This is a genomic window from Arundinibacter roseus (assembly GCF_004348825.1).
Classification (GTDB): domain Bacteria; phylum Bacteroidota; class Bacteroidia; order Cytophagales; family Spirosomataceae; genus Arundinibacter; species Arundinibacter roseus.
On sequence record NZ_SMJU01000004.1, the window covers coordinates 79,680 to 105,309 of the forward strand.

Annotated in this window: 28 protein-coding genes; 10 read left to right on the forward strand and 18 right to left on the reverse strand. The window is 44.4% G+C overall.

From position 1 onward, the window contains the following. Positions 1-182 precede the first annotated feature (182 nt). The 7 genes from EZE20_RS06810 to EZE20_RS06840 form a co-directional block, all read right to left on the reverse strand. A complete protein-coding gene (locus EZE20_RS06810; protein ID WP_132113843.1) occupies positions 183-557 on the reverse strand; it encodes a DUF1353 domain-containing protein in 375 nt (124 codons plus the stop codon). Further along, entirely contained in the window at positions 554-970 is a 417-nt protein-coding gene (locus EZE20_RS06815; protein ID WP_132115874.1) for a hypothetical protein, read from the reverse strand. Before EZE20_RS06815 ends, EZE20_RS06810 begins: the two co-directional genes overlap by 4 nt. Beyond that, the gene (locus EZE20_RS06820; RefSeq protein WP_132115876.1) at positions 970-2,538 is read right to left on the reverse strand and encodes a hypothetical protein; all 1,569 of its coding nucleotides are present in this window, start codon (positions 2,536-2,538) and stop codon (positions 970-972) included. Before EZE20_RS06820 ends, EZE20_RS06815 begins: the two co-directional genes overlap by 1 nt. Before the next feature lie 12 nt (positions 2,539-2,550). Beyond that, complete coding sequence (locus EZE20_RS06825) at positions 2,551-3,114, reverse strand: hypothetical protein (RefSeq protein WP_132115878.1); 564 nt, start codon at positions 3,112-3,114, stop codon at positions 2,551-2,553. A 162-nt stretch (positions 3,115-3,276) separates the two neighbouring features. Continuing rightward, the gene (locus EZE20_RS06830) at positions 3,277-3,723 is read right to left on the reverse strand and encodes a hypothetical protein (RefSeq protein WP_132115880.1); all 447 of its coding nucleotides are present in this window, start codon (positions 3,721-3,723) and stop codon (positions 3,277-3,279) included. A 231-nt stretch (positions 3,724-3,954) separates the two neighbouring features. After that, entirely contained in the window at positions 3,955-5,214 is a 1,260-nt protein-coding gene (locus tag EZE20_RS06835; RefSeq protein ID WP_132115882.1) for a Y-family DNA polymerase, read from the reverse strand. A gap of 5 nt (positions 5,215-5,219) precedes the next feature. Then, positions 5,220-5,621: a LexA family protein gene (locus EZE20_RS06840; RefSeq protein ID WP_132115884.1), complete on the reverse strand. Its 402-nt coding sequence runs from the start codon at positions 5,619-5,621 to the stop codon at positions 5,220-5,222. Between the two features lie 326 nt (positions 5,622-5,947). On the opposite strand from EZE20_RS06840, the gene EZE20_RS06845 reads away from it, so the two are divergent. After that, complete coding sequence (locus EZE20_RS06845; protein ID WP_132115886.1) at positions 5,948-6,388, forward strand: hypothetical protein; 441 nt, start codon at positions 5,948-5,950, stop codon at positions 6,386-6,388. A gap of 311 nt (positions 6,389-6,699) precedes the next feature. Here EZE20_RS06845 and EZE20_RS06850 read toward each other — a convergent pair whose 3' ends face one another. The 7 genes from EZE20_RS06850 to EZE20_RS06880 all read right to left on the reverse strand — a co-directional run bounded on the left by EZE20_RS06850 (position 6,700) and on the right by EZE20_RS06880 (position 10,372). Further along, positions 6,700-7,044, reverse strand: coding sequence for a hypothetical protein (locus EZE20_RS06850; RefSeq protein ID WP_132115888.1), 345 nt, complete (start codon positions 7,042-7,044; stop codon positions 6,700-6,702). Between the two features lie 3 nt (positions 7,045-7,047). Then, positions 7,048-7,389, reverse strand: coding sequence for a hypothetical protein (locus tag EZE20_RS06855; protein ID WP_132115890.1), 342 nt, complete (start codon positions 7,387-7,389; stop codon positions 7,048-7,050). Positions 7,390-7,432: 43 nt separating this feature from the next. Continuing rightward, the gene (locus EZE20_RS06860; protein ID WP_132115892.1) at positions 7,433-8,896 is read right to left on the reverse strand and encodes a hypothetical protein; all 1,464 of its coding nucleotides are present in this window, start codon (positions 8,894-8,896) and stop codon (positions 7,433-7,435) included. 415 nt (positions 8,897-9,311) lie between these two features. Next, positions 9,312-9,557 carry a hypothetical protein gene (locus EZE20_RS06865; RefSeq protein WP_132115894.1) on the reverse strand — a complete coding sequence of 82 codons (246 nt, stop codon included), beginning with the start codon at positions 9,555-9,557 and terminating at the stop codon, positions 9,312-9,314. An 8-nt stretch (positions 9,558-9,565) separates the two neighbouring features. After that, on the reverse strand, positions 9,566-9,850 hold the full coding sequence (locus EZE20_RS06870; protein WP_132115896.1) for a hypothetical protein: 285 nt from the start codon (positions 9,848-9,850) through the stop codon (positions 9,566-9,568). Beyond that, positions 9,843-10,175, reverse strand: coding sequence for a hypothetical protein (locus EZE20_RS06875; protein WP_132115898.1), 333 nt, complete (start codon positions 10,173-10,175; stop codon positions 9,843-9,845). Before EZE20_RS06875 ends, EZE20_RS06870 begins: the two co-directional genes overlap by 8 nt. Beyond that, entirely contained in the window at positions 10,166-10,372 is a 207-nt protein-coding gene (locus tag EZE20_RS06880) for a hypothetical protein (protein ID WP_132115900.1), read from the reverse strand. The genes EZE20_RS06875 and EZE20_RS06880 overlap by 10 nt, the downstream gene beginning before the upstream one ends. 1,085 nt (positions 10,373-11,457) lie before the next feature. Between EZE20_RS06880 and EZE20_RS06885 the strand changes: the two genes are divergently transcribed. The 8 genes from EZE20_RS06885 (at position 11,458) to tesB (ending at position 18,039) form a co-directional block, all read left to right on the forward strand. Next, entirely contained in the window at positions 11,458-11,901 is a 444-nt protein-coding gene (locus EZE20_RS06885; RefSeq protein ID WP_132115902.1) for a helix-turn-helix domain-containing protein, read from the forward strand. A gap of 82 nt (positions 11,902-11,983) precedes the next feature. Further along, positions 11,984-13,240 (forward strand): sialidase family protein, encoded by a 1,257-nt coding sequence (locus EZE20_RS06890; protein WP_228713611.1) that lies wholly within the window; start codon positions 11,984-11,986, stop codon positions 13,238-13,240. A gap of 140 nt (positions 13,241-13,380) precedes the next feature. Further along, positions 13,381-14,016: a peroxiredoxin gene (locus EZE20_RS06895; protein ID WP_132115904.1), complete on the forward strand. Its 636-nt coding sequence runs from the start codon at positions 13,381-13,383 to the stop codon at positions 14,014-14,016. 68 nt (positions 14,017-14,084) lie between these two features. Continuing rightward, a complete protein-coding gene (locus EZE20_RS06900; protein ID WP_199879879.1) occupies positions 14,085-14,897 on the forward strand; it encodes a glycoside hydrolase family 25 protein in 813 nt (270 codons plus the stop codon). Positions 14,898-14,927: 30 nt separating this feature from the next. Beyond that, positions 14,928-15,710 carry a 23S rRNA pseudouridine(2604) synthase RluF gene (rluF, locus tag EZE20_RS06905; RefSeq protein WP_132115906.1) on the forward strand — a complete coding sequence of 261 codons (783 nt, stop codon included), beginning with the start codon at positions 14,928-14,930 and terminating at the stop codon, positions 15,708-15,710. Positions 15,711-15,737: 27 nt separating this feature from the next. Then, entirely contained in the window at positions 15,738-16,922 is a 1,185-nt protein-coding gene (locus tag EZE20_RS06910) for a cation:proton antiporter (RefSeq protein WP_132115908.1), read from the forward strand. Further along, positions 16,901-17,161 (forward strand): glutaredoxin family protein, encoded by a 261-nt coding sequence (locus tag EZE20_RS06915; RefSeq protein WP_132115910.1) that lies wholly within the window; start codon positions 16,901-16,903, stop codon positions 17,159-17,161. The genes EZE20_RS06910 and EZE20_RS06915 overlap by 22 nt, the downstream gene beginning before the upstream one ends. 23 nt (positions 17,162-17,184) lie before the next feature. Beyond that, on the forward strand, positions 17,185-18,039 hold the full coding sequence (gene tesB, locus EZE20_RS06920; protein WP_132115912.1) for an acyl-CoA thioesterase II: 855 nt from the start codon (positions 17,185-17,187) through the stop codon (positions 18,037-18,039). An 81-nt stretch (positions 18,040-18,120) separates the two neighbouring features. Here tesB and EZE20_RS06925 read toward each other — a convergent pair whose 3' ends face one another. From EZE20_RS06925 to EZE20_RS06940, 4 genes are all read right to left on the reverse strand, one after another. Further along, positions 18,121-18,612, reverse strand: coding sequence for a DinB family protein (locus EZE20_RS06925; protein ID WP_132115914.1), 492 nt, complete (start codon positions 18,610-18,612; stop codon positions 18,121-18,123). 4 nt (positions 18,613-18,616) lie between these two features. Then, positions 18,617-19,756, reverse strand: coding sequence for an acyltransferase family protein (locus tag EZE20_RS06930; RefSeq protein WP_132115916.1), 1,140 nt, complete (start codon positions 19,754-19,756; stop codon positions 18,617-18,619). A gap of 64 nt (positions 19,757-19,820) precedes the next feature. Then, a complete protein-coding gene (locus EZE20_RS06935; protein WP_132115918.1) occupies positions 19,821-21,209 on the reverse strand; it encodes a Gfo/Idh/MocA family protein in 1,389 nt (462 codons plus the stop codon). A 127-nt stretch (positions 21,210-21,336) separates the two neighbouring features. Next, positions 21,337-22,533: a glycosyltransferase family 87 protein gene (locus EZE20_RS06940; RefSeq protein ID WP_132115920.1), complete on the reverse strand. Its 1,197-nt coding sequence runs from the start codon at positions 22,531-22,533 to the stop codon at positions 21,337-21,339. 294 nt (positions 22,534-22,827) lie between these two features. Here EZE20_RS06940 and EZE20_RS06945 point away from each other — a divergent pair, with 294 nt between their 5' ends. Continuing rightward, the gene (locus EZE20_RS06945; RefSeq protein WP_132115922.1) at positions 22,828-25,626 is read left to right on the forward strand and encodes a DUF5686 and carboxypeptidase regulatory-like domain-containing protein; all 2,799 of its coding nucleotides are present in this window, start codon (positions 22,828-22,830) and stop codon (positions 25,624-25,626) included. Positions 25,627-25,630 lie beyond the last annotated feature (4 nt).

Here is a 25,630-nt window from a genome sequence, read left to right on the forward strand (position 1 = left end):
GCAAAGCAACCAGGCTGATTGGAATATCCCTCCTCTAAAATTAATGGTGCAATGTATGCAAAGAATTCATGTTTGCAATACTCTTTAATGGGTATGCAAAAAATACAGCCCGACCGCAAGAGCAGTCGGGCTGTAATGACATATATCCACACCATTAAAGTGCTAATTTAAAAAAATCCAAATCAATTGACCCACCATTTTTGACCAAAAAGACGCACAATACCGTAAAACAGGTAGGCTTGCCACTTGGGTACGCCCTCCCGAAGCATATCAAACAAAAAGTCATGATCGGCCCAGTACCTGGCTTCTTGCGGTCCTAGCTCATTTTCCATTACCTTTTTGTCATACCACCAATCATGCTTAATGGCGGCATTCGTCCACCGGCCGTGCGGTGGGAACAGACTCCACAAAATCCGTGGTACTGACGCGAAGTCCGTTTTGTAGCCGGCAGAAATGATCATCTTTCCACAGTCACAATCTTCCGCAATTTCAAACCAGTCAATCTTTGCCTGGGGCTCTACGCATTTCCGGAGTCGGATGTCAGGATACTTTGTCATACCAGGCTTCTAAAATCGTCAAACACCCCACTTTCATCCATGCGTTGAATCAGAAATTCATCCAGGATCTGATGGATCTGACCTAACGGAAGTGCCAGGGCTTCTCCCGATTCAGGATTTCTGGGGACAAACGCTGCCAAAAATGAATATTCGCCAACGGCCCCTTCGGGAGTGGCTCCTTCAGAATCTGGATAAACGCGAGCACCTGTTAACGAATCGACCAACTTATCATCACTCGTTTCAACCGTACGGTTAATCACCGGCGACTCAATACCGTACCAGGGCGCTCCATCTTTCACATGCGAAATGCGTAGGGTATACGAGCCACGGCGTTCAGTAGGCATGTCTACCCGCGCCAATATCTCTACAAAGCGCTCAACCGAAGGAGCGTCAGGATGATTTGAAATTTTCATTAGGTCCAGGGAGTTATTTGGATGGTACAAAAGCCTGATCCGGTTAACGGCAGGCTGAAACTCGTATTAGCGGCATTGATCACTGAGGTTGAAAGCGTTGTGCTTCCAACCGTACAAGCCGCATCTTTATGTAAAATCGTATAGTAAAATGGAAAGGGACGGTTGATCGTGTACGTATCACCCGCCTTTAACATCAATGTTTGAGGGGTGCTATCCACATTCTCATATTGCACCGTAGCATCATTAGCGGGTTCGACAATTTTAAGGTAGTTGATGATATTCCGGACAATTGAAACGATTGAACTAATTGAATTGCCTGTAAATTTGAGCGTTACCCAAAAATGATTGGTATATACATTTGCGGGCCTTTGGATTGGGATCTTAACGTTTTCAATAGCATTCCCCGGAGTAGCGGTCCCAATAATTGCCGTAAAGCTGCTCGCTCCACCGGTGTTCCGATACGTGACTACCTTCGTTTGACGGATACTGGAAGCACTTCCAATTGCTCCTGAATAAAAGGAATAGTGTTTCGTGACCATTTTCTGCATGACCCAGCCAACCCCAAAACCAGATCCTACTGTCATTTCCAGATCGCAATAAATGCCCATACCTGGCAGGAACTCCACGTAAGCTATTTTTGCGTTGGCACCATCACCCGGAAAGGTAATAGGGAAGGTGATCTCAATGTCATTCATCGACTGCTTGCAGATCACTATTCGACCATTGAGTGTGAAAATAGCTTTTTCCAGAAAATTAACCTGTTCAAAAGCATTTTCCCCAAGTATAACAGTACCACTGTTCCGGGTATAGTTAGAATCTCCGCCCAGCGGATTGTAAATCACGCTGCCCGAGTTTGTTCCTGAAAACATAACGGTATTATTTCCCACATTCAGATTTATACCTCGAACAGAAATATTCTGTTTGGTATAACTCATCCATGCCTGTGCACCGCGTTGCACCAAATTGATTGTACCCTGAGCTAACATATAGGAAGTGAGGTTGGCACCACCTACGGGATTACAGTTCTCGGTTTGAAGGGTCGGAACGCCGGAGTTTGGTGTAAACATGGCATTCAGACAGAATAGGCTCAGTTTATAGGGCTGCTCATAGGCGGTCGGTCCAGATCCATACGTTTTCTTCCGGAAATACAGTCCAGTACCGGCATTGAATGCAAAGGCAATGAACGGTACATTGATCATCACGTCCTGGGTTACTTCGATTACTCCGCCCTGGATCTGAACAATGACCAAATTGAATTTGTCCGATACGATTGCCGCCAATCTATGCAGGGAAGCAATGGGGGAGCCGGACGTTCCGGGGTTTGCATCATTACCCGTTAATGGGTTAATATAGATGGTGGTCTGCAAACTGCTGAACCGGTTGGGATAATCTGCCAACAAACCGTTGGCATGTACCCGAATATCATCTGCCCACTTGCCGGTATCCGAAAGCGCTTCCAGAACATCCAGGTTGCTTACACCTTCTGATCCTCCAACTCCTCGAATAGGTTTGATAAGCCTTGTGGTTATGGTGTCAATGAATTGTTGAAGACCTGCGAAATAAGCCATTGTCGAGAGTTATTAAGTATTGAAATGTAGGCCAAAATGGTAGGAGAACTGTCCCTGTGGAAATAGCTCTTGAAGTTCGAAGCCAGTGATTTTGAAAGAGGGAAAAGAGAAACTACCCTGAATAGCTACCAGTAGAATGTTTTGGCCGCTGGCGGTCCGGCTCCTTTGCAGCCGAAGGCCGAACTCTTCATTTCCCGAAATCCAGGCTACATCGTTATAATCTTCCCATAGCACGACCCAATCTTCCTGCTGATGAGTGATCAGCCATTGAAGCAGGCTCGCGGATGGCTTTGGGATTTCAAAAGAGAATGAGGTGTCAAAGGCCAGGCCCTGTTCATTTTCAAAAGCACTTTCAGAAAAGCGAATGGTTTTGGGAGGCAGTGAAAAAGTAAATCCCTGAGCTCCCTCTTTAACGATCAGACCTGAGAAAGGAATTTCGTACATGGGTCCATATCCCGGAAATCGGACAGGATCCATCACGCTGACTACATCCTGTTTTCTCAATAGCCTGATCCGGCGCACAAAGCCAGCGTTTGTGTCCTGATCAAATCCACCAATTTCCTGAACTGTAATCATACATAGCAAGTTGGCAATAGCCACTTTCACTTCAAAGGACACCTTTTTTGGAAGGCTTTTGCCGTGGGACACAAAACCTACAAATCAGGACAGCTTTCTTTGAAAACAGGACATAAAAAAACCTCCCGCTTTCAGGAGGTTTTCCAAAAATTTAGAAACTTGCTACAAATGGGCTCTTGCCCGTTGGGCTACTTTGAAGGCTGCATCCAGATCGTAGTCTTCGCTCGAAATGCCATATTCCTCATAAAACTTTCGTACAGCACCCTGTTCGGACAGGAGCAGCGTCATCCGGCCCTGCACATAAAAGACCATCGCCATTTTGAACCAGGCTTCCAGGCCCATGCCAATTCTGGCCAAATGCCCATCGGTCACCAGCTGATAGTTGATCTTAAATGTTGGATTAATGACAATAGTTGAGTACTTGCTTACTTGTGCAGGCATGTAATCAACCCCGAGGTCATTGCGATCAAGCGGGTGAAAGCTCAGGACCGCCAGCAGGATCTCGCCCAACCAGTGATCCTTCCGGATGTCGGAAGGTCCCGGCCCCAGGTTGATCGGGTGCTCTAAAAAAGTTTTGACATGTGGTTTCACAGGAATTTCGAGTTGCATCGCTTCTAAGGAAAAAATAGTAAATTAGCCCCGGCCAAAGTACTAGTTACTTATTTTTACTGAGTGGAGCCAACCCTTAAATTTCTGTTTTTGAACTAATGAGAAGGCCAGGTATCCGTGATGCCTGGCCTTCTCATTAGGCCCGATTTATTTTTGCTACCAAGATTCTTCATTATATCATTTTATTTATAGAAAGATCAATTTGCATAAAAAATAATTATGGAAGTAAGATTATACTTCCAACATCTCTTCCCATCGGGTGGTGTAGCGGAGGGATCGTTTTTCCTGCCGTAGGTGCCAGCTTCGGTTATAGCCCATTTTGGCGACTTTGATGGTATCTCGGCCCATGCGGCGATTGAGTTTGTCGAGCACAGCCATAGCCTTTCGGTCTCGCTCTCGGCGGTTTGGATCCATGACAAAGAGGTCTGTTTGGACTTGTCCTTCAGGGACAATGCCGCTGACCATTATTCCCGCTTTTTTGTAGTGATAATTTTCCCGAAAAATGATTTTTAGAGCCTTCATGGCGTAGGAGATCATCTCCATTGTGGAGTTGGAGGCCATTGGAAAATGGATAACCCGGTTGCCGTAGTATTGCGGCTGCTCGGGTTTGTGGTAGTTGGTAAATACAAAAACGTGCATGAGGTTGGCAGCGGAGTGTTGTCTCCTTAGTTTTTCGGCACAGCGGGCGGTAAAGGTGGCGATGGCTTCTTCCAGGATTTTAAACTCGGTTACTGCTTTGCCAAAACTCCGGCTTGTGCAGATTCCTTTTTTTGCCTGGGGCTGATCTTCCAGCCGGTAGCAGGGCTGTCCGCAAAGCTCCCGGACCATCCGCTCGCCGACGATACTCATGTGTTTTTTGATCCAGCCAATATCGGTCAAGGCAAGATCGAGAGCTGTATGGACATTATGTTGTTGGAGAAGTTTGGTGTATTGCCGGCCAATTCCCCAGACGTCTTCCAGTTTTGTGAGTGATAATGCCTGCTCCTGGATGGCTTCACTGTCGATAATGAAGATGCCGTTGTCGGTCCGTTTTTTGGCGATTCGATTGGCGATTTTGGCGAGGGTTTTGGTTGGAGCCACTCCAACGCAAACGGGGATGCCGGTGTATTGATATACAGTATTCCTAATTTTGAAGGCCAGATCGGTTAAGTTTTCGTAGGGCATTTGGCCGAGATCGACAAAGGCTTCGTCGATGCTGTAAATTTCCAGCGCGGGGACGAGGTCGAAAATGACGCGCATGACTCGGGCGGACATGTCGCCGTAGAGGGCGTAGTTGGATGAAAAAACATGGATGTTGTTTTTTCTGAATAGTTCTTCGTTGAGGAAGGCGGGCGCTCCCATTTCGATGCCGAGGGCTTTGGCCTCATTGCTCCGGGCGATGACGCAACCGTCGTTGTTGCTGAGGACCACCATGGGTTTTCCATTTAGTTTTGGGTCGAAAACTCGCTCGCAGCTGGCGTAAAAGTTGTTGCAGTCAATAAGTGCGTACATGGGTTTTAGTGTTTATGGATAGTGTATGTGACGACGCCCCAAATCTGAAATTCTGAATCTTCGCTAATTGGAATGGGCTTATAAGCCGGGTGTTCGGGCACGAGGTAGGTGCCTTTCTCGGTCAGTAGCAGGCGCTTTACGGTAAACTCGCCGTTGAGTACGGCCACGACAACTTTGCCAGAAGTGGCTGGTTTGGAGCGATCAACTAGGAGGATGTCTCCGGCGTGGATGTTGGCGCCTTCCATGCTGTTGCCTTTGACTTTGACGCAAAATGTGGCGGAGGGGTTCTGAATGAGGTGCTCATTCAGGTTAAGTTCAAGCTCAATGTAGTCATCCGCAGGAGACGGAAAGCCCGCTTGTATAGGGCTGACGTACAACGGCAGAAGGATTTTGTAGGTGTCTATCATGAAGGAGTATGTTTGAATTATATCATAAATTGATACAACTATAATAAAAAACAAACACAATCCAGTGATTTATTTTTGTTTAAAGCCCAAAAAGCCCTCCGGGTGGGGAGGGCGCCTAAGTAGGGAGGGGGAGGGGTTACAAATGATTTTGGTCTTATGGAGATGAAAATAACTATAGAAGAATTGTATTTATTAGAATCACTAAGTTAATATTTGAGGCAATTAGAATCAAATGGCTAGCAAGTAATTTAATTATTTGATAATGAAGGTGTTCAGTCATATTTGATGGATTTATTTTAAAATTGGGATGTTTTAACCCTTCCCAAATGGAATATAGAGCATCAGAGGCATTATGTGAAATCTTGTTAAAGAATGGTTTTGTTGATACTACGCATATACCCTATCCTGGATATGCGAAGCAAATGAAGGATAGAGGTTATGATCCAGGCTTCATGAGGAGGAAATTGTCATTTGGCGGCCCACGTGGACGAAATCATATTTTATTTGTTGAAGGCTCATTTCTAATTTATGTAATGGGTAATTATATAAAACCAGGTTTATTTTTCTCTTTGAGGCCCGAAGAATTGAAATCGGTTATTGCATTCTTTAAATGTGATGCATTCTCTCGTAGTAAGCTTTTTTCTGATCACAATGGTAAGATTTATGAATTGTATCAGGTATTACGAGAAATGCAAGAAGAGCCTAATTTCTATACACAGAAGCGATATGAGCTATTTAGGGAGGAGTTTGATAAGGTAAAGTTGTAGAGTGCTTTGAAAATCTCTGAATCTAAAATGAAAGAGACTGTCTCAAAATTTGATTTGAGACAGTCTCTACCCCATGAGCAAGGTTTATACCTAAATAGTTGCCTGCCATTTGCCAAGACGTTTGACTGTTTAGCAATATGGAAAAGTTTACGTGTGAAAAATCGAAAACAAAAGATAATTTGGTTGGACAGCTGCTGCATCGGATGCTGCGGAGCATGATCTTGACCGTTTCGACCAGGCTAACTGGCTACTTTCCAATGTTTCGCAAAAACCAACCATAGAATCTTTGGTTTTCATTAAATACCGAAGCTTTAAAATAGCTCTGGCTTTATGGGATTGGGCTTCAATCCACGTTTCGTTAATTCATAATCTATCCCGCATAATACCATTTGTAATTCCTGCGAAATGTCTTCCTGCTGAAATCTTCGATGCAGAATCCTGGAAACCGAAACTGGTATTTGGTAATGGTAAGATTTTCCCTTGTCTGTTTTTCGGGATGCCCGGATGTACATTACTTCCAGTTTTAATGAAAATTCGGCCAATACAATTAGTTCTTCCCGCGCCTGAGGGTTATGGGCTATTCGCTCTGCAACTCGCACATAATTTCTTAATTCTGTGAGCTCATGCAGGTTGAGCTTAATTCGTAATGGCTCCATTTATTACCAGTTAAACTGTTTCTCCATTTTCCAGACCCCATTTTCAAACTGGTAGATTTTGTTCTCAGCCCCGGTATCTTTATTAATTCTGGTATCAAAGATTGCGGCAGAATGTACTTTTCCTCTAAAATAGGTCTCCATGATCCGGAACATTTCGTTTACAGCATCTCCAATATTCCTGATCCGGGGCTGAGCCCATTCGTTGGACCACTTGGACCACTCATTGCCATCATGGAAATTAACGACCATGTAGCAGCTGGCCATTTTTCGTTGCTTATCTTTCTGCTCCTGGGTCAGCGGTTTACGCTTGGAGGTCTGCTGTCCTAAAAATCGACGATCTTTCATTTGCTTAGATGTGTTTATAAATGGATAACTGCTTAAATTTTAATCAATCGGTATAATACCCTGTACCATCACCTTCCATGTAATTTTCAACATACACAATCACTTCCTTAGTAACTTCTCCACCTGCCCGGCGGGCTCGTTGGGCGGCCTGAAAGCGTGGTGACTGAAAATTATGGGTTTGGCGATCAAGATATTGTTTGGCAAAACGTTCCCGGTATTTAGCGCCCAGGCCTGCGAATAAAGCATCATAGTATTGATACAATCCCAGTTCGGTTTTGCCGGCTACCTCTTTGCGAGGTGTTTGTCCCATTCGTAGTTTCAGGAAGTCACGTCGGGCAGTAATGAGCAATCGATCACAGCGCTTCCGATGAGCATACGCATCTCGTTGCCGTTTCTGCTCTATTTTGTCCTTCTTCATCCAGGCTTCAATGCCAATGAATCCGAGATGGTTTTCTCTGTCAAAATAGCCTTTTCCGGCGATGACCACTGCGTATGGATCCGGTCGATAGGCATCCGGGTGTCGATCAAAGTAACGTCCGGCTTTATCAAGTTTGCTTAGCTGATAGACCTGTACGTTTAGCCATTCTGCATCCGAAAGCGGATCGGTAAAATTGTTGTAGACACCTGCCATTATGGCGTATAGGGCAGCTTCCTGCTCCTGATCATTGAAATCTCGTCCCGGATAAATCACTCGCCATGCATATAGCCAGAACTCAACCAGCATTTTAAGATGCATTGGGGCGAGATCCTTAGGGTTACGACGAGGTGTTGTGGGTTGTGGCAGCCGTATGGAGGTCATCGCCTGCCGGGGCCGCACGCCGCCGCCTCCAACTTGATCTTCTCTCCGTCCGGCGGTATTGAGGGGTTGCTGGCCGACAGCTGTGGTTTCTGCTCGACCCCTCTGTCCCTGAACGTTCTCTCCGTGTTCAACCAACATATCCACTTTCCTTGTTTCTTTTTTTTCTATTATCTCTATGTAGGTACTATTAAGCGGAAAAATTTTCGGGTTTTCCCCTTCAAAATGCGGTTTTGGAGCATTTTTGAACTCGTTGGCGGGGGTTTCTGATTCGGGCTCAAACAGGAATTTCGGGCTTATCCACACTTCAAAATCCTTCCTTGTACCATGAAATTTTGTTTGGATGTAGCCAAGCTCCCTGAGCCTGGAAAGATGGTTTCTGACGGTTCGATCGGTGCATCGGCAAAAGGGGGCGAGACGTACATTATTGGTATGTAGACCAGGCGGTGAATCCTTCGTATAGGCTCCATCAGCCATCATGGAAGCCGTGCGGTTATAATTTCGGACATACTCCGTTACCAAAGCGTGAAAGGTGGTACTAATCGCTTCCGGAATCAGGCCGACCCTGCGGTGTATGAGCTGAACATCTGGTTTGCCATCTGCTGTCATGATCTTTCGTTCAACAGCTTGCGTAGGGCAGCTATTGTTATGCTCATCAATGGCCTTATATGCCCGCCGTACTACATTTGATATCTCAATTCTGGGTAGCATACAGGCGTATGAGTGGGGTTAGTGACTTCATTTTGTTCATACTAAAATGGCATTTGCATAAAATTTTAAACAAACCTTCCCTTACCCACGCCAGGCGTTACCCTGGCGTGGTTTGGGCACTCATGTAGAATTCTGCTCTACCCTGTGAAAGCTCCAGGAATCGAACCCGGCCCCGAACCAACACGGGGGCACCGGCAGCTTTCTCCTTGCCTGAGTAAGCAGACAACTCCTTCTTAAAAACCCTCCTCTATCCGATATCTGATGTCTTTACATCATCAGATGCGAAAGCTCCGGGAGTCGAACCCGGCCTCACCAATCACCTACATTCAATATCCACTCTGAGGGCTCCAACAGCTTTCTCCATGCCTGAGTAAGCAGACAGCACCTTGCATTAGTATCCCGTTATCATGTTTACTCACTTTGCTAGTTTTTCCAGATACTCCTTCATTGCATCATCTCGTTTCCTGATGAGCTTTGGCCGGCTGCACCCCCAGCGCAGATACACCAGCCAGGGAGATTTATTTTTTGATTCCCGGACCGCCCATTCCCAGAAAACGAAAAGCGCTGCTGATGCTTCTAATCCGGAGGAGTCCTCTAATTGCCCGCACAAGGCCGCTGCCCAGGTACGACTTTGGCCTATTGTTTTGCTTTCGTGCTTCATAATAGTTGTCAGATTGAGCCATTCAATTTCTCTGAAATCTTCGTTATCGATAAGCCAAGAAATGCTTCATGCAAGCCTTTCATTGTAAATGATTTTTCGACGCTCGTAATCATAAATTCAGCAGATCTTCCTGTGAATTCTCCCTTTATTGCGCACCGTTCTTTGATCATGAGTCTGTCGCCAATGCAAACTTTTTCATCAAAGAAAACCTGTTCAATAATCAGGAATTTCAAGTTGCCTTGGATCAAATTTTCGTAGCGGATGGGCGTGGAAGTGATGGCGTATTCATTCATGACTACCTCCTTTCCCACAAAAGCGGACGTGAGCTCCACGAGCCTGTTTAGAGTTAAAGGTTTTGCCACAATCGGGGCAGGCAAATAGCGCATCAATACTCGTAGCTTTTCCTGGCTCAACCTGCGAAGCTTTTATTGGGAGTTGATTTCCCCGACGTTCTTCTGCCTTTTGAACTAGCCAGCTGTTGGGAGCCAGCATAAGCTTCCGACATAGACGTGCAATAGCTGTCAAATGATGGTATTCCTGAATCATATCTCCCTCACATTCAAGCATTCGCTCGTAGTGATTTTCCAGCTTTTCCTTGTAGTAGGATATTAAATGCATTGCATTAACTGTTTCAGAGTTTTCACCAACTTTGGTTTATAGCGCAACATGGGCGTTGCCGTATAAACCTTTGCTTCTTTACGAAAACCACCAGTTGCGCCAAGGGCAAGTAGGGCATCGTTCCATTTTGAAGTAGGGATATACCCCACCAGTCTACCGTCCACCCGGACGGTACATTGATTTTCAATCGTGATCATTTGCTTAGATGTATAGTTGAAAATGGACTCTAAAAAGCTCTCATTACGGATCTGAGTTATTCAGTCCCTTAGCTATTTGCCTTCCCCAGGCAAGGATTGCCAGACATAGGCAGATGTATAGGAATATGTAAATCATTTTCTTCATGTAGTTGAGTTCATTTTAAAATGGGCCTGAGCTGCGCTCCTCAATCCTCATGCATTCCATGGCAGCATCAGGCCCTTACTGTGTGTGTAGAGTAGTATGGCTATGCGTCTGTTTCAAACAAGCAGGGTATCGCCTTACTCGGTAGTCTGAATAGCGATTCGGCTTTCGGGATATTTCTACAAATTATTGTTTTCAGAATAGTAGGCATTTCTACCATTCTATTATCAGGCTTTACGGTCCAGTTGTAAAACCTTTGGTGACTTACTCCGGCCGCTGCAAGATCTTCCAGGATTTGAGCTCTAACAGGTCTCCGTTGCTGTTGATACAGCTTCCCTAGCTTGTTTTTTTCTTTTGCCATAGTCAATTCTATATGCCATTTGTACAAAAAACTTTGATTTTTTATCAATAAGTTTGTACAATTGTGCAATTCTTTATGCAATAATAGATGATATAATCTATAAAATAAAAGATATAATATAAAAATTTTTATCATAAAATTCAATATGTTGATTATCAATGTATTATAAAAATATGAATTAGAGTATATAGTTGAATTATTACATTGAAAATTCTGAGAATTCAGGAGAAGCCCTGATAAATGAAAATAAATCAGAATTTCAAGTGAGAAATTGATCAGTGCATCGCCAAACAGATAATGATCATTATTAGGCAATAGAAGAATTAGCGACACTAGTAGATCAATTCTTAGAATTTAGGACTTGTTTCAAAACAATTTAGAAAATGTTTGTTTTGATAAGCAGGTAGGTGTTCGAGTTCAATTCGATCAGAAAACTTGTTGATCAACGGGTCATTAAGTTTCTATCAGGTTAGCATAATTAAACAATTGGTAATACACTATATTCCTAAGCCAATTAAATTAATTTATTGATAGTGAGTTATTTAAAGAAAAAATTTTAACAAAAAATCAAAAGTAAAATTTATGGAAAACACGGTTAATAATAGGATTAATCAGCTGATTCATTTCCTAAATAAGAACCACAAGACGTTTGCCGAATCTATCGGTAAGGCGCCAACGGTTATTTACAACACCGTTAAAGGAAAGAACAAACCAAGCTTTGATGTTCTGGAAGCTATTTGCGAGGTTTATCCTCAGGTCAACCCAGGCTGGCTGTTGAAAGGCGAAGGGGAGATATTACAATCCGAGCCAAAATCAAAACTAACAGATCAAGCACCAGACGGATATTTGCATGAGCATATTCGGCGATTAGAGGAAAATTTTTCAAAACTGGCCAACCAACTTGAAAAAAAAGATGAGCAAATTGAGAATTTGCACGAAATGTTGAAGATGGCGTTGGGAAAGTTTGATCCTGACAGCGACGAACCGAAAATGGCATCTTTTACAATTTTGAGAAACGCTAGTTAAGTTGTTTTTTGATATATAAAGGTGGCACTTACGGTGTCAGGATAATAAGCCACTGGCTTAAACGGTTCTTTATCAGTTTTTTATGTCTATCAGAATGATCCGATATTCTCCACAAAACCCGCTTTACAGCTATGTAAAGCGGGTTTTTGCTGTATGTGCCACCCTATTTGCCACCGTTAATACTATTCGCATGATCAATCGCTCCCTTTTTCTGATTTTCCTTTTAATTATTTGTAGCTCCCCGCTTTTTGCGCAAGCTATAACCGTCTTTGAAAATGGTGAAGCGGGCTACCGTTGTTTCCGGATTCCGGCAATTGTCAGTGCTCCTTCGGGAAACTTGCTGGCCTTTGCCGAAGGGCGCCGGAACAACTGCGGAGATTTTGGTGATGTGGATGTGGTCATGAAAATCAGCACCGATCAGGGTAAATCCTGGGGAGAATTGAGGATTGTGGCCGAAAATCAGGATTTGCAGGCAGGAAATCCAGCTCCTGTTTTTGACTTTACAGATCCGAACTTTCCAGAAGGAAGACTTTTTTTGATTTACAATACAGGAAATGCTTCCGAGCAGAAGGTTCGGGAAGGGAAGGGCGTACGGGAAGTTTGGGTAAAAACGTCTGTGGATGAAGGTACAACCTGGTCCGAAGCCCAAAATATAACGACTTACGTGCATCGACCAAACAATCCATCGTTTGCATCAGCTTACACTTTTTCGGAAGATTGGCGCTCCTACGCCAATACGCCCGGCCACGCCATTCAACTGACCAAAGGCAGGTATCGCGGACGTTTGCTGGTGCCGGCCAACCACTCGGTAGGGCCGCCCAAAGCCGATTTTACTGATTATCGGGCGCACGCTTTTTTCTCGGACGATCATGGAAAAACATGGCAACTTTCTGACGAAATAGATTTCCTGGGCTCCAACGAAAGTACAGCGGCACAACTTGCTAATGGTCAGGTGTTGATGAATATGAGAAATCAAATGGGAGAGCCCAAGTTCCGACTCGTGGCCAAAAGTAAAGATGGAGGGAAAACCTGGGGGAATACGATTGTGGAGACCCAATTGCCCGATCCGGTTTGTGAGGGAAGTATATTGGCAGTTGGTACAAAAAGCGGGAAAAGATGCCTGCTATTCTCAAACCTAAACCATCAAAGTCTCCGACAAAATCTGACAATTTACCGCAGTGATGACCGCAAGGGCGAGTCCTGGAAGCGCTGTAAAACCGTGGAGGAAGGTTCAGCGGCTTACTCAGATTTGGTAGAAGTACAGCGCGGACTACCAGGGATTTTGTATGAAAAAGAGGAATACAGCAAGATTGTATTCCAGGCATTTGTTTTAGATTAAACCTGATTTTTAGAATAAAATTCATGCATAAAATATGACAGGTAAGGAATGAAAAAAGTATCGTTTGTGTTTTAAAAGTCTATAATGTTACTAGATTAATAGAAACAATATTTTTCATAACTAACCAAAACAGTACATATATGTCACTTCGATTAGGCGATATCGCACCGGATTTCGAGGCCAATACTACACAGGGCCCCATTAAGTTTCATGATTGGCTGGGAGATAGCTGGGGACTGCTGTTCTCGCATCCTGCCGATTTTACGCCTGTTTGTACCACCGAACTAGGAAAAACCGCTTTGCTCAAAGGTGAATTTGAGAAAAAAGGCGTGAAGGTAATTGCCGTAAGCGTAGATGATCTTGAATCTCACAACCGCTGGATTCCGGACATTAATGAGGTCAATAACGTGGAAATGAACTTTCCAATAATTGCTGATGAAGGCCGGAAAGTTGCCGAATTATACGATATGATCCATCCCAATGCCAGCGAAAAGGCAACCGTTCGCTCGGTGTTTATTATCGGCCCAGATAAGAAAATCAAACTTATGTTGGTTTATCCAGCGTCTACGGGTCGCAATTTTACCGAGATTCTCCGCGTCATTGATTCATTGCAGCTAACCGCCAATCACTCGGTAGCTACACCCGCTGACTGGCAGGATGGCGACGATGTAATCGTGGTGCCGGCAATCAGCACCGAAGATGCGAAGGTGAAATTTACCAAAGGTATCCGCATCGTGAAGCCGTACCTGCGCTATACGCCACAACCCAATAAATAACCTGACTTATTGGTACGTTACAAAAGCCTTTCCTTATGGATCGGCTTTTTTTCTATTTTTGCGTTGCTATGCCACCACGTAAAAAACGCAAAGGTTTACTACTCACTCACGCTACCGATAGAAAACCACTTCCGCCAAAAGGCTGGGTGATTTTGGGCGGTGTTGTACTTTTTGTCCTGCTGGTGATTGGCTGGATGAGGTACAAAAATGAAAATCAATGGACCTACGTGCAGCGCTTTGGCATTCGGCTACCTCTGCGCTATGGCATTCATGGCATAGATGTTTCGCATCACAATGCCCGCATTCAGTGGGACAAACTCAAAGCTGCAAAAGCCGAAAATGTGCGGATGGATTTTGTGTATATCAAAGCCACCGAAGGCGCTACGCACCTCGACCGACAGTTTGACCGCAACTGGCGCGAGGCCAAACGAGTCGGAATTCGGCGTGGTGCTTATCATTTTTACAATCCCAGGGTATATTCTGATCAACAGGCGGCCCATTTTATCAAGCGGGTTGTCATGGAGCCGGGCGATTTGCCACCCGTTTTGGATCTGGAAATTGAGGCTGGAAAGCCCGCGGAAATCATTATTAAAGGGGTAGCAAACTGGCTTACAATTGTTGAAAAGCACTACGGTATTCGTCCTGTTATTTATACGAATGAGCATTTTTATAAAAAGTTTATTGCCGGAAATTTCGACGAATATCCGCTTTGGCTGGCCGGTTATTCTCGTACCCAAATCGACGATTTGTCCGAAAACTCCAATGTGCTGCTATGGCAACATAGCGAAAAAGGATACGTTGACGGCATCAAGGGATTTGTCGATTTTAACGTTTTTTTGCACGATGACGAAACCTGGCAAAGGGTCGGTTCGCCAGAATAATGATAGCTGTGCATTTTACAAAGAATGATTATGGAAGAAAATCAAAGCGAATCGACTCGGCTCAATAAATTTATTAGTGAAACCGGCTTTTGCTCCCGACGCGAGGCCGATAAACTTATTGCCGATGGCCACGTTCAACTCAATGGCCGCACCGCCGTGCTTGGCGACCGCGCATCGGTTCAGGATGAAGTGCTCGTTCGGGGAAAGCAGATTCGGGCGACTAATAAAGACAAAGCTGTTTATATTGCCTTTCATAAACCCGTTGGCATTACCTGCACAACTGAGCGACATATTCCCGGCAACATTATAGATTATATCAAGCATCCCGAACGAGTTTTTCCGATTGGTCGTCTCGACAAACCTTCCGAAGGTTTGATTTTCCTGACGAGCAATGGGGATATTGTGAATAAAATTTTACGGGCTGGGAATAGGCATGAAAAAGAATACGAAGTAGCGGTGGATCGACCGATTGCGCCTGAGTTTTTACATAAAATGCAAAATGGTGTGCCAATTTTGGGTACAATTACTCAAAAATGTGTGGTTAGAAAAAAAAGTAAGTACATCTTTACAATTATTCTGACACAGGGATTGAACCGGCAAATTCGCCGGATGTGCAGCTATTTGGGGTATTCGGTTACTCGCCTGAAACGAGTACGAATCATGAATGTGACGCTCGATGGACTTGCGGCAGGGAAATGGCGAAACCTGACCGAACAGGAAATGACGATCATTCATGGGTTGGTTGCAGATTCTACCAAAACGGAAGAAGCCTCCCGATTGAATCACCTGTCTGCCGAAGAGGATTACAATTAATAGATATTTTCAAATACATTTTGCCCGATGGAGCTGCATATACTTGTCAATATTTTTATACTTCTAGCTGCCACCGTAGTAGTTGTATATATATGTAATTTTTTCAAAATTCCGCACCTGATCGGGTACTTGTTTAGCGGAATATTGCTAAGCCCCAAAACCCTTAATCTGGTCGATGAGGCCACCGAGGTGGAAGCTTATGCCGAAATCGGGGTGATTTTACTGCTGTTTAGTGTAGGGCTGGAATTTTCGTTTTCTAATCTTAGGAAAATACAACGCTATGTTCTTTTAGGTGGTTTTTTGCAGGTAATACTTACGATTTTGGTCACTACCGTCCTAATCGTTTTAATGGGTAGATCATTGAATCAGAGTATTTTCTGGGGGTTCGTTACTTGTTTGAGCAGTACGGCAATTGTCGTAAAGACGATGCAGGATAAATTCCAATTGAATACACCTCACGGAAAAGTGATACTAGCGATGTTACTTTTTCAGGATATAGTAATTGTTCCACTCATGCTACTTACCCCGATTCTCGCGGGAAAAGGGGATAATCCACTGCTTCAAATCGGGCTGCTCCTGCTAAAACTGGCAAGCATGGGCCTGCTTGCCTGGCTTCTAGCAAAGTACATCATCCCGCGCTATTTCAAGTACATTATGAAACTGCAAAGTCAGGAAATATTCCTGCTTTCTACTATCGTCATTATTTTAGGAATCGCCCTTTTCACTGCTCAACTTGGTCTTTCACTGGCCTTGGGAGCATTTGTTGCGGGTCTGATTGTGGCCGAAACGGACTACAACAAAATGGCAATTTCGTGTTTTGTGCCTTTTCGTTACCTCTTTATCAGCTTCTTTTTCATTTCCATGGGAATGTTGCTCGACTACCACATATTTTTAGAGCACCTGGACTTGATACTTTTCTGGTTCGTATTTATCATTTTTGTAAAAACACTTGCAGGTTTTTTAGCATCTATTGCGCTCAAAGTAACCCGTCGAACAGCTCTAGCTGTGGGCTTGTCAATTGCTCAAATCGGGGAATTCTCATTTGTGTTGTCCAAATCAGGTTTGGAATATGGACTTATTTCAGAAACCAATTATCAGATATTCCTGTCGGTTTCCATCCTGACCATGATTCTGACGCCGTTCATCCTGAATAATCTTGACGCACTGTTAAACAAATTCGCAAAACTATCATGGCTGAAAGCAACAAACTGAAAATATTTGGTACCGGATGGTGCCCAAAATCCGCAATCTTAGCCAACCACTTGCAGGCTGAATGGATTGATTTTGAGTTTCTAAATGTGGAAACTGATGCGCAGGCCGAACAAACCGTTCGAAATTTGTATCAGGGTGAATTGAAATTTCCAACCGTTATGTTTGAAGAAAAACACCTCAAAAATCCGACGATTTTGGAGCTCAACAAATTTTTGAAAGAAAATAATATTGACGAATAAAACGCCCCCAAACCCCTGATTCCATGGATAATGTACACGAACTGATTGATTTGCTGAACCTCGAAAAAATTGAGGAGAATATTTACCGGGGTGAAAATTATCAGGCACCGTGGAAACGTGTTTTTGGGGGACAAGTGCTGGCGCAGGCCCTGCACGCCTGCTACCAAACTGTGCCCGAAGGTCGGTTGGTACACTCCATGCATGCCTATTTTATTTTGGCAGGAGACATCGGTCAGCCAATTATTTACGATGTTGACCGTATCCGCGACGGCGGAAGTTTTACTACTCGCAGAGTTGTAGCCATTCAAAAAGGAACCCCCATTTTTAGCATGGGTGCATCATTTCAGTCTGTTCAGGAAGGCCTTGACCATCAGATTAGTATGCCCAATGTACCGCCACCGGATATGCTGATTTCGGATGAAAAATTAGCCGAGGTTTTTAAAGAAGCTGCTCCTGAGATTTACCGAAGCCTGGCGTTTCCCCGACCGCTGGAATTTCGTCCAGTTGAAAAATTGAACCCGTTGGCAGGAAAGGACTACCCGCCGTATCGACACGTATGGATCAAAGCCAAAAATCCCCTGCCGGACGACATTCGGTTGCATCAAACCATTTTGGCCTATGCGTCTGACTACAATTTGCTCACTACCGCCACGCTTCCACACTGGGGAAAGGTCATGCCTAACGAACTTTTTCTCGCAAGTCTCGACCACGCCATGTGGTTTCATCGCTCCTTTCGAATTGACGAGTGGTTACTTTATGCACTCGATAGTCCGAGTGCTTCCAACGCTCGTGGATTTACGAGAGGTAATGTTTTCAGTCAGGATGGTCAGTTGGTAGCTTCGGTTGTGCAGGAAGGGCTTATTCGTAAAAGAGATTAGAATGGATAGTCAGTTAACCATTAAGGAATTAAGAATTTAAGTTGAATACTTAATGTACCTTAACCCCTTAATGGTTAACTATCAAAGAATCAAGTCAGTTTTTGATACCCATTCAGGAGCGTCATTGGTTTCTTGTCTAAGAATTAAATTTAACTGCGCGGCGTGATGCTGCACATGACGCATGTTGTAAAGTGCTAATTCTATGACCGAAAAATGCATCGTTTTTGATTGATTTGTCCAGATTTCGGCTGCTGTATCATGTGTTAGAGTAGCTACTAATTCACGACATTTTTTGCGACAATAATTCACGTATTCCAGTAGCTCTGCTTTTGTGTAGGTTCGTTCAGGAAGTTGATCTTCAAATTCCGAAAATGTGAATGGTGCAGGTGGTATAAACTCTTCGGCTTTTCTTGTTAAATAATAATCTAAAAAGAAAAGACAATGAAACGCATTGTACCAAAATTTTTTGTCTGTGTCCCACACATCCGCAGGACACGCAAGGATTGCATTTTCCAGCATGTTAATACTTGCTCCAAACTGATTCCAGAGAAAATTGTACGGTTTTTCAGTCATGATTCTACACTTTTACAAATACCTTTTTCTTCCATAAAAAATAGAGTAGTAACCACGCCAAAAGTAAACCTCCGAGCGTTTGAAATACCTCGTGCCAGGGTTCGGCAGCGTGAGAATATATTCCCGAAAATAACAAATACGAAGATCTATTAAAATCAAAAAAACGATAGGCAAGGTACATGACCAATGAATTCATGCCGATAACCCTGAAAAAGAATGACCATCGGATTAATCCCTTTATATCAATGATCCAATAAAAAAGAAGTAAAGCCAGCGAAGAAAGTCCAGCTGTAAGCAAGATAAAGGAGCTAGACCATAAATGCTTATTGATAGGAAAAAGTAAATTCCAAAGCAAACCAAGGGTAATTCCTCCGGCTGCCATCAGCGCAAGTTTCTGCATTTTGGTGCGTATAGGTTGTGAACTCAGCAGCGTATCGCCCGCCAGACTCCCAAAAATAGCCAGGCAAACGGCGGGCAGTTGTGTAGTAAGTGCCAGTTCGTCGTAGGTTCCCTGCAAGAGCCTTCCGGGCATAAGGTGACGATCGAGCCAGCCTACAAGATTTCCCTCAAACGAAAAATCACCAGCACCAAAACCTGGAACAGGAATCAATAAAAGTGCCAGATAATAAATTGTCAAAATTGACAATGCCCAATAAAAACGTTGGGCTTTTGAGAAGTTAAGGTAAAGCACCGCTGCAACCATCGTCGAAATACCAATGCGTCCCAATACGCTGCCGAAGCGGATTTGTGCAGGATCAAAAGGATTGAGCGGCGCGTTTTTATACAAAATTCCAAGACAAATCAGCACCAACATGCGGCGGAATACTTTGCCCAAGAGTTTGTTTTTAGAAAAACCTTTGGCTAATCCGTTACTGACACTAAACGGAAGTGAAACGCCCGCAAGAAAAATAAATAACGGGAAAATGAAGTCATAAAAAGCAAAACCGTGCCAGGGCGGATGTTCAAATTGTGCGGCCATTCCATCTATCCAGTTAATACCTGTTTTACCGCCCAAAAGCGCTATGAACTGTCCTCCGCCAGCAATCATGAGCATGTCAAATCCTCGCAAAGCATCAATAGAAGCCAGTCGGGTGGGGGGCGCAAGGACTTCGACTGATGGAGATTCAACCGTTGTTTTTTCCATGGGAGAGAGTTTTGAAGGGTCTTGGGTAAAGGCTGTAACGTGTTATTAATAAGTTGGTTATGTCTCAGGATTTAACTTTTGTCGTTCCACCCTGCGCCATTGAAATATCCACCGGGCGGTTCGTTTTCCAGGCACCGGCTGTAAAATCGGGAATATCAACCGAAGCCGAGCGGTTACTGACCGATTGTTCTGTCAAAGGCGCAATGACGCTCCACGAAGCGGCGTCGTACACATCCTGATCCAGAGGAAGGCCATTGCGAAGGCAGTCGATAAGACGCCAATCCATCAGGAAATCCATTCCGCCATGCCCACCCACTTTTTTTGCCAGTTCGCCAATGCGCTTGACAATTTCGGGTTGATATTTTTTTTCCAGTTCGGCATATTCATCGGCAGACATCCATTCGTGGCCTTTTGAAATACGTCCTTTTTCCTGCGGACCTTCGAGCGGATATTTCTGTGCGGTTGCCTTTGTACCGCTAACTAAATGCAGACGCGAGTAGGGCCGGGGGGAAGACACATCGTGCTGCAACATAATGGTCTTGCCTTTGGCGGTTCGGATGGTAGTCGTATTCATGTTTCCCCGAAATGATTTTCCGGCAAAAGGAGCAAAATCAGCAGAAGTTGAGGCGAGTGTGTGCACGCGCGGAGTGAGCATAAAATCGGCGGTAGAAACGGACACCAGATAGTCCATTTTATCCCCTCGATTAATATCCAAAATCTGCGCCACTGGACCCAAACCGTGGGTAGGATACAGGTTCCCGTTGCGTTGGTTTTCTTTCAATCGCCAGAGGTCGTACCGTTTGGAGGTATCCAGAAATGAATCCAGAATATCATGAATATACGCGCCTTCTACATGCACGACTTCGCCAAAAAAGCCCTGTCGGGCCATGTTCAGGGTCAATAGTTCAAAAAAATCGTAGCAGCAGTTTTCCAGCATCATACAATGCTTCTTGGTGCGCTCGGAGGTCTCAACAAGCTTCCAGCAGTCCTCAGCAGTTGTGGCGGCCGGGATTTCAACGGCAACGTGTTTCCCCTGCTCCATGGCGTAAAGGGCCATGGGGGCGTGCAGATTCCAGGGTGTACAAATATAAATCAGGTCAATGTCGGGCCGCTCGCATACCTTTTTCCATGCATCTGCGTGGCCCGAATAAGCCTCAGGTTGATGATTGGTGCCTTTGAATGCGTCGGCTGCCAGGGCCACACGTTCGGGCCGGATGTCACAAAGGGCTTTTACTTCGACATTTTCGAGATGGACAATCCGTTTCAAAGCCCCGGCGCCCCGGTTTCCAATGCCGAGATAGCCGATCCGAACCGTGTCGATTTTCGGCGCTGCATATCCGCACATATTAAAGGTCTGCACGTGCGGGATTGTTTTTTTGGGCGCAGCAGTGGCGGTAAAGCTGCTGCCGAGCATGCTTAGTCCGCTGATTTTCAGAAAGTCACGTTTTTTCATTTTTCGGGTAAAAAAAGGTTAGCAGGAGAACGAGTTGTTCAAATACTACCTTTATTTGTCCAAAAAAGACTACCAACGTTCCTGCTTACTGATATTCTGTCGACCCAATCGCGGCAGAGTAAATACCTTAGCTTGAAGATCCATTTGTTTCGCTGCTTTCTACCCGTGGCGCCATGGTACCAAGCACTAGGTCATAGGTAAGTTTGATCCAAATCAAAATGCACGGAACCGCCTTGACAACATACGGTTGAAACCATTCGCTTCGGACAAATCCGGGAAAAATATCGGTGGGAGAAAGGATCGTAAAAATCAAGGCTAGAATCAGCAGGCTAAAATTCACTGCGCTCCGTGACTGCCCATAGTACCAGAGAGCAACCCCGGAAATGGCGATAATGAAGGTGGGCGATTCTGCCCGATGATTAAAAATAACCACCCAAAGCAGCACGGACGCCAGCATCAGGAGTCGGAATGTATACACCTGGTATTTTTTGAGTAACGCCAGTGGAAGGCAGAATATAAGCACTCCAATCAGGCTTACAATTGTTTTATCCGGTTGAAATCCAAACCAGGTTTTGAGCCAGCCAATTACCGAAAGCCCATCCGAAATGGAGTGATCATTTGCCAGCAGATAACCCCAACTTTGATACAAAAACAGCAATTGGTCCCAGGAAACAACCAGTAACGGCATGCTTGCAAAAAGTAAAACCCAACTGCCCGTTGTGTAGGTAAGCTTCCATTTGTTGGGATAAAACAGGTACAACGCCAAACCTACAATACCAAAAAGTTTGATGAAAATACTGGCTACCAAACACAGGGAAGCCAGCCAATAGCGGCGGCGTTCGAGCATGCCAAAACTCAAAATCATGAGTCCGGCCATTAATCCGTTGCTTTGTTCATTTTGTAACGAAGTCAGGAGTTCAATCAGGACAAAAAGAAGGACAAGTCCCTTGGTGCGTAGCGAGAAATGAGGGAGTGAATAAACGGCCAAAAAAAGTACGAATGCATTCATCGCATTCCAAAGCAAAAGCCCCAAAAGATCGGGTATACTGGCGAGCGGCGCAAATAGGAGTGCAAAAGCAGGGCTATACTTATAAAGATCCCACTGTTCCTGTGGGTACAGAATATACAGGTCTTTTTGGTCAATTAAATGAAAAAAGGATTGTTTAAAAATCAGGTAATTGTTGTAGCTCGTGTAAAGAATTTCGCTGCCCGGGAAGGTCTTCATGGAGCCAATGTAGGATTGAAGAGTTGCCAATACTACCACCAAACCTACAAGTATTAAAATAGCTTTTTTGTTGATTAACAGGTTGTTAATTCGTTTCATGACTCTTTTTCTTGTTTTGTTTGGTAAATCTTCGTCCAAATCTATGGATAAAATTGGTCACGTCTGAATATGCGTTGATCCTTTACCTGCGTCCGTTAATCATTTAAATTCCATTAAATTCCGTATTTTTAATTAATTCGACCCTAACTTAAATGCAACCATTTACGTCATTTTGACATCTCTTTTCCTAATGAACCGATCGTAAAACAAGTATTATTTCACACCTTATCAGTTTCTAAAACTTGGGGGTTTAATGAACAAAGCACATTCAAAATTTGAATTCAAACTACATTTATGCTACGTACACTACTGATTTTGAGTCTTCTGATGCTGGTAAATGGCTATTCACTGGAAGCCCAAACAGCCAAAACTGCTTCGGGTTTAAAAGGAATCGTGAAAACCACCAAAGGCGAACCGCTGCCTTTTGCCGCTGTTTTTGTCAAAGGAACCGATATTGGAACTATTTCAAACGAAGAAGGCCGCTACCAATTGGATCTCAAAGCCGGCTACTATGAAGTTGTGTTTCAGTACCTCGGATTTCGCACGGGGATGAAATCCATTACAATTGAAGGTACAAGCCTGCAAACGTTCGACGCCGTGCTGGAAGAACAGGCCCTAAGCCTGGGGGAAGTACGCATTGGCAGCCGCGACGAAGACCCCGCCTATACGATCATGCGGCGGGCAATTGCCAAAAGTCGCTACCATTTTTTGCAGGTAGAAAGCTACACGGCCAAGGCATACAGCAAATCATCCTTTGTTGTTACGGATTTGCCGTTGGAGTTTTTGTATAAAAAAGAATTGAAAGAAATTGAAAAAGAAGCCAACTTTAAGAAAGGCGTACCGATATTGAATGAAACAGTTTCGGAAGTGACTTTTCGGCAGCCTAATTCTTACAAACAAAAAGTTATTGCCTCCCGCAATAGTCAGGATAAAAACTTCTCGAACGCCAATGCTTACTTTCTGACGAGCTTTTATCAGCCGGAAGTAGTCAAAGCGGTGTCGCCCTTGTCGCCACGTGCTTTTGCCTATTACAAATTTGAATATTTGGGGTCATTTCGGGAAAATGGCATTGAAGTAAACAAGATAAAAGTGACGCCCCGGTCGTACGGTGAAGGCGTGTACCGCGGCACGATTCAGATTATTGAAAATGAGTGGAGTATTTACTCCCTGAATCTGGAAACGGTCAATACTGGTTTTACGATTCAGATTAAGCAGGTTTACAGTCCCGTTCAGGGCGTTTGGATGCCGATCAATCAGCAGTTTCACGTTGCCGGAGGGATATATGGATTTAAAGGCAAAGGTGATTTGGTTATTTCTCAAACCTTTTCCAAACTAAAAGTAAATCCAGCGTTTCAGCCTGACATTGTGGTACTTGACCCCAAAAAAGAAAAGGATAAAGCACAGCAGTTTAAGTTGTCCGGTCGGGAAATGAAAACGCAGAAACTCGAAGAAGTGGTCAGCAAACAGAAAGAGTTTTCGGCCAAAAACCTGCGCAAACTCATGAAAGAATATGAAAAGCAGGATTTGAAAGAGAAAGAAGAAAAGGGCGAAGATGTGGATTTGAACAACACCCGGCGCGATTCTACGGTGATTGACTCGCTTGCCGGTTTGCGTAGCACGGCTTTTTGGGACTCGATCCGGACGGTACCGCTGACTATTGCGGAGGTTAAAAGTTATACCCGGCTCGACAGTCTTGTGATTATCAAGGAAGGAACGCAGGAGCAAAAAGATAGTCTCAAAGTAGCAAAAAGCGATACTACCGCCAAAAAAGGAAAAAGCGGAATGGGTGTATTTGCAGGAATTCTGACGGGTCACACCTTTCGACTGGGAAAGAAAAGTCCGTGGCGGCTCCAATACCACAGTCCACTTTTGGATGGGCAAATTAATACCGTGGAAGGCGTAGTACTCAACGGCGGCGGGTTGCGGTTAAAATATCAGGCAAAGGGGAAACCCTCTCAAAATCAGGAAACCATTCGAATTTCGACCGGAGGGGTGAGCCACACGTCTACTCGGGCGCAACCTGCCTGGTCGGTTTATGGGTTGACGCGCTATTCGTTCGCACGCGAAAAACTAATGGCTACGGGAGGAATAGATTATGCCTGGAAAAGAAGTCAGATTCAGGTGTCGGGTGGGCAAACTGTTGCGCAGTTTAATCCTGAAAACCCCATGCAACCTTTTTTAAATAGTTTAACAACCACATTGCTCGAACAAAATTTTATTAAAATCTACGAGAAAAATTTCCTGCGGGCAGATTTTTCATCCAATCGTGAGAATGAACATTTTGAGTTAAAAGCCTCCATAGAATACGCCGACCGGCGTTCGCTGCAAAACCTGGAAAATACGGATCGGTATCGGTGGATTGACTGGAAAAGACGGACTTTTACGCCCAATAATCCCTTTAACGAAGAGCGTTTGGACGAATCGGGCGCAGCTTCGCCCGTCATGCAGCCGCATCAGGCCTTAACTCTTGGGGTATCGGCCGTGTATAAACCCTGGCAAAAATACCGCATCAAAGGAGGGAAAACTTCCTATTATTCCGACGACTCACCCAAGCTGATGCTTGCCTATCGAAAGGGAATTCAGGGTGTGTTTGGAAGCGATGCCGATTTTGATTTTGTGCAGGCCGGACTGTCTCATGGGTTTGATTTGGGCGTGCGGAGTAAACTGCGCTACAAAGTTGCTGCCGGTGCTTTTTTAAACAACGAATCGGTTCAGTTGCCTGATTTTCAGCATTTTGCCGGAAATTTATTTTTCTTCCAATACGGCGATCCGGTCGGTACTTTCCGAATGCTCGACTACTACCGGTTCAGTACGTCAAAGCAATTTGTGGAGGCACACGTCCTAACCGAGCTGCGGCAGTTTTTACTTACCCAACTTACCTGGTTCAGGATTTTGGGGATTAAGGAAAATTTCTTTGCGCACTATCTCGCCACTCCCGTTTCCAACAATTACCTCGAACTTGGCTACGGGCTCGACATCGGAATCCGGTTTCCACTGCGAATCGAAGTCGCCAATAGTTTTGAAGGATTTAAGTACCAAAATACCGTATTTCGAGTGGGCACGACGATGAATATTTCTTTTGGCAAAAATTAATTGA

Coding starts and splice junctions, on each gene's coding strand:
- EZE20_RS06810 (WP_132113843.1), bottom strand. CDS start 557: ATGACAAAGTATCCTGACATCCGACTCCGGAAATGCGTAGAGCCCCAG.
- EZE20_RS06815 (WP_132115874.1), bottom strand. CDS start 970: ATGAAAATTTCAAATCATCCTGACGCTCCTTCGGTTGAGCGCTTTGTA.
- EZE20_RS06820 (WP_132115876.1), bottom strand. CDS start 2,538: ATGGCTTATTTCGCAGGTCTTCAACAATTCATTGACACCATAACCACA.
- EZE20_RS06825 (WP_132115878.1), bottom strand. CDS start 3,114: ATGATTACAGTTCAGGAAATTGGTGGATTTGATCAGGACACAAACGCT.
- EZE20_RS06830 (WP_132115880.1), bottom strand. CDS start 3,723: ATGCAACTCGAAATTCCTGTGAAACCACATGTCAAAACTTTTTTAGAG.
- EZE20_RS06835 (WP_132115882.1), bottom strand. CDS start 5,214: ATGTACGCACTTATTGACTGCAACAACTTTTACGCCAGCTGCGAGCGA.
- EZE20_RS06840 (WP_132115884.1), bottom strand. CDS start 5,621: ATGATAGACACCTACAAAATCCTTCTGCCGTTGTACGTCAGCCCTATA.
- EZE20_RS06845 (WP_132115886.1), top strand. CDS start 5,948: ATGGAATATAGAGCATCAGAGGCATTATGTGAAATCTTGTTAAAGAAT.
- EZE20_RS06850 (WP_132115888.1), bottom strand. CDS start 7,044: ATGGAGCCATTACGAATTAAGCTCAACCTGCATGAGCTCACAGAATTA.
- EZE20_RS06855 (WP_132115890.1), bottom strand. CDS start 7,389: ATGAAAGATCGTCGATTTTTAGGACAGCAGACCTCCAAGCGTAAACCG.
- EZE20_RS06860 (WP_132115892.1), bottom strand. CDS start 8,896: ATGCTACCCAGAATTGAGATATCAAATGTAGTACGGCGGGCATATAAG.
- EZE20_RS06865 (WP_132115894.1), bottom strand. CDS start 9,557: ATGAAGCACGAAAGCAAAACAATAGGCCAAAGTCGTACCTGGGCAGCG.
- EZE20_RS06870 (WP_132115896.1), bottom strand. CDS start 9,850: ATGAATGAATACGCCATCACTTCCACGCCCATCCGCTACGAAAATTTG.
- EZE20_RS06875 (WP_132115898.1), bottom strand. CDS start 10,175: ATGCATTTAATATCCTACTACAAGGAAAAGCTGGAAAATCACTACGAG.
- EZE20_RS06880 (WP_132115900.1), bottom strand. CDS start 10,372: ATGATCACGATTGAAAATCAATGTACCGTCCGGGTGGACGGTAGACTG.
- EZE20_RS06885 (WP_132115902.1), top strand. CDS start 11,458: ATGGAAAACACGGTTAATAATAGGATTAATCAGCTGATTCATTTCCTA.
- EZE20_RS06890 (WP_228713611.1), top strand. CDS start 11,984: ATGTCTATCAGAATGATCCGATATTCTCCACAAAACCCGCTTTACAGC.
- EZE20_RS06895 (WP_132115904.1), top strand. CDS start 13,381: ATGTCACTTCGATTAGGCGATATCGCACCGGATTTCGAGGCCAATACT.
- EZE20_RS06900 (WP_199879879.1), top strand. CDS start 14,085: ATGCCACCACGTAAAAAACGCAAAGGTTTACTACTCACTCACGCTACC.
- rluF (WP_132115906.1), top strand. CDS start 14,928: ATGGAAGAAAATCAAAGCGAATCGACTCGGCTCAATAAATTTATTAGT.
- EZE20_RS06910 (WP_132115908.1), top strand. CDS start 15,738: ATGGAGCTGCATATACTTGTCAATATTTTTATACTTCTAGCTGCCACC.
- EZE20_RS06915 (WP_132115910.1), top strand. CDS start 16,901: ATGGCTGAAAGCAACAAACTGAAAATATTTGGTACCGGATGGTGCCCA.
- tesB (WP_132115912.1), top strand. CDS start 17,185: ATGGATAATGTACACGAACTGATTGATTTGCTGAACCTCGAAAAAATT.
- EZE20_RS06925 (WP_132115914.1), bottom strand. CDS start 18,612: ATGACTGAAAAACCGTACAATTTTCTCTGGAATCAGTTTGGAGCAAGT.
- EZE20_RS06930 (WP_132115916.1), bottom strand. CDS start 19,756: ATGGAAAAAACAACGGTTGAATCTCCATCAGTCGAAGTCCTTGCGCCC.
- EZE20_RS06935 (WP_132115918.1), bottom strand. CDS start 21,209: ATGAAAAAACGTGACTTTCTGAAAATCAGCGGACTAAGCATGCTCGGC.
- EZE20_RS06940 (WP_132115920.1), bottom strand. CDS start 22,533: ATGAAACGAATTAACAACCTGTTAATCAACAAAAAAGCTATTTTAATA.
- EZE20_RS06945 (WP_132115922.1), top strand. CDS start 22,828: ATGCTACGTACACTACTGATTTTGAGTCTTCTGATGCTGGTAAATGGC.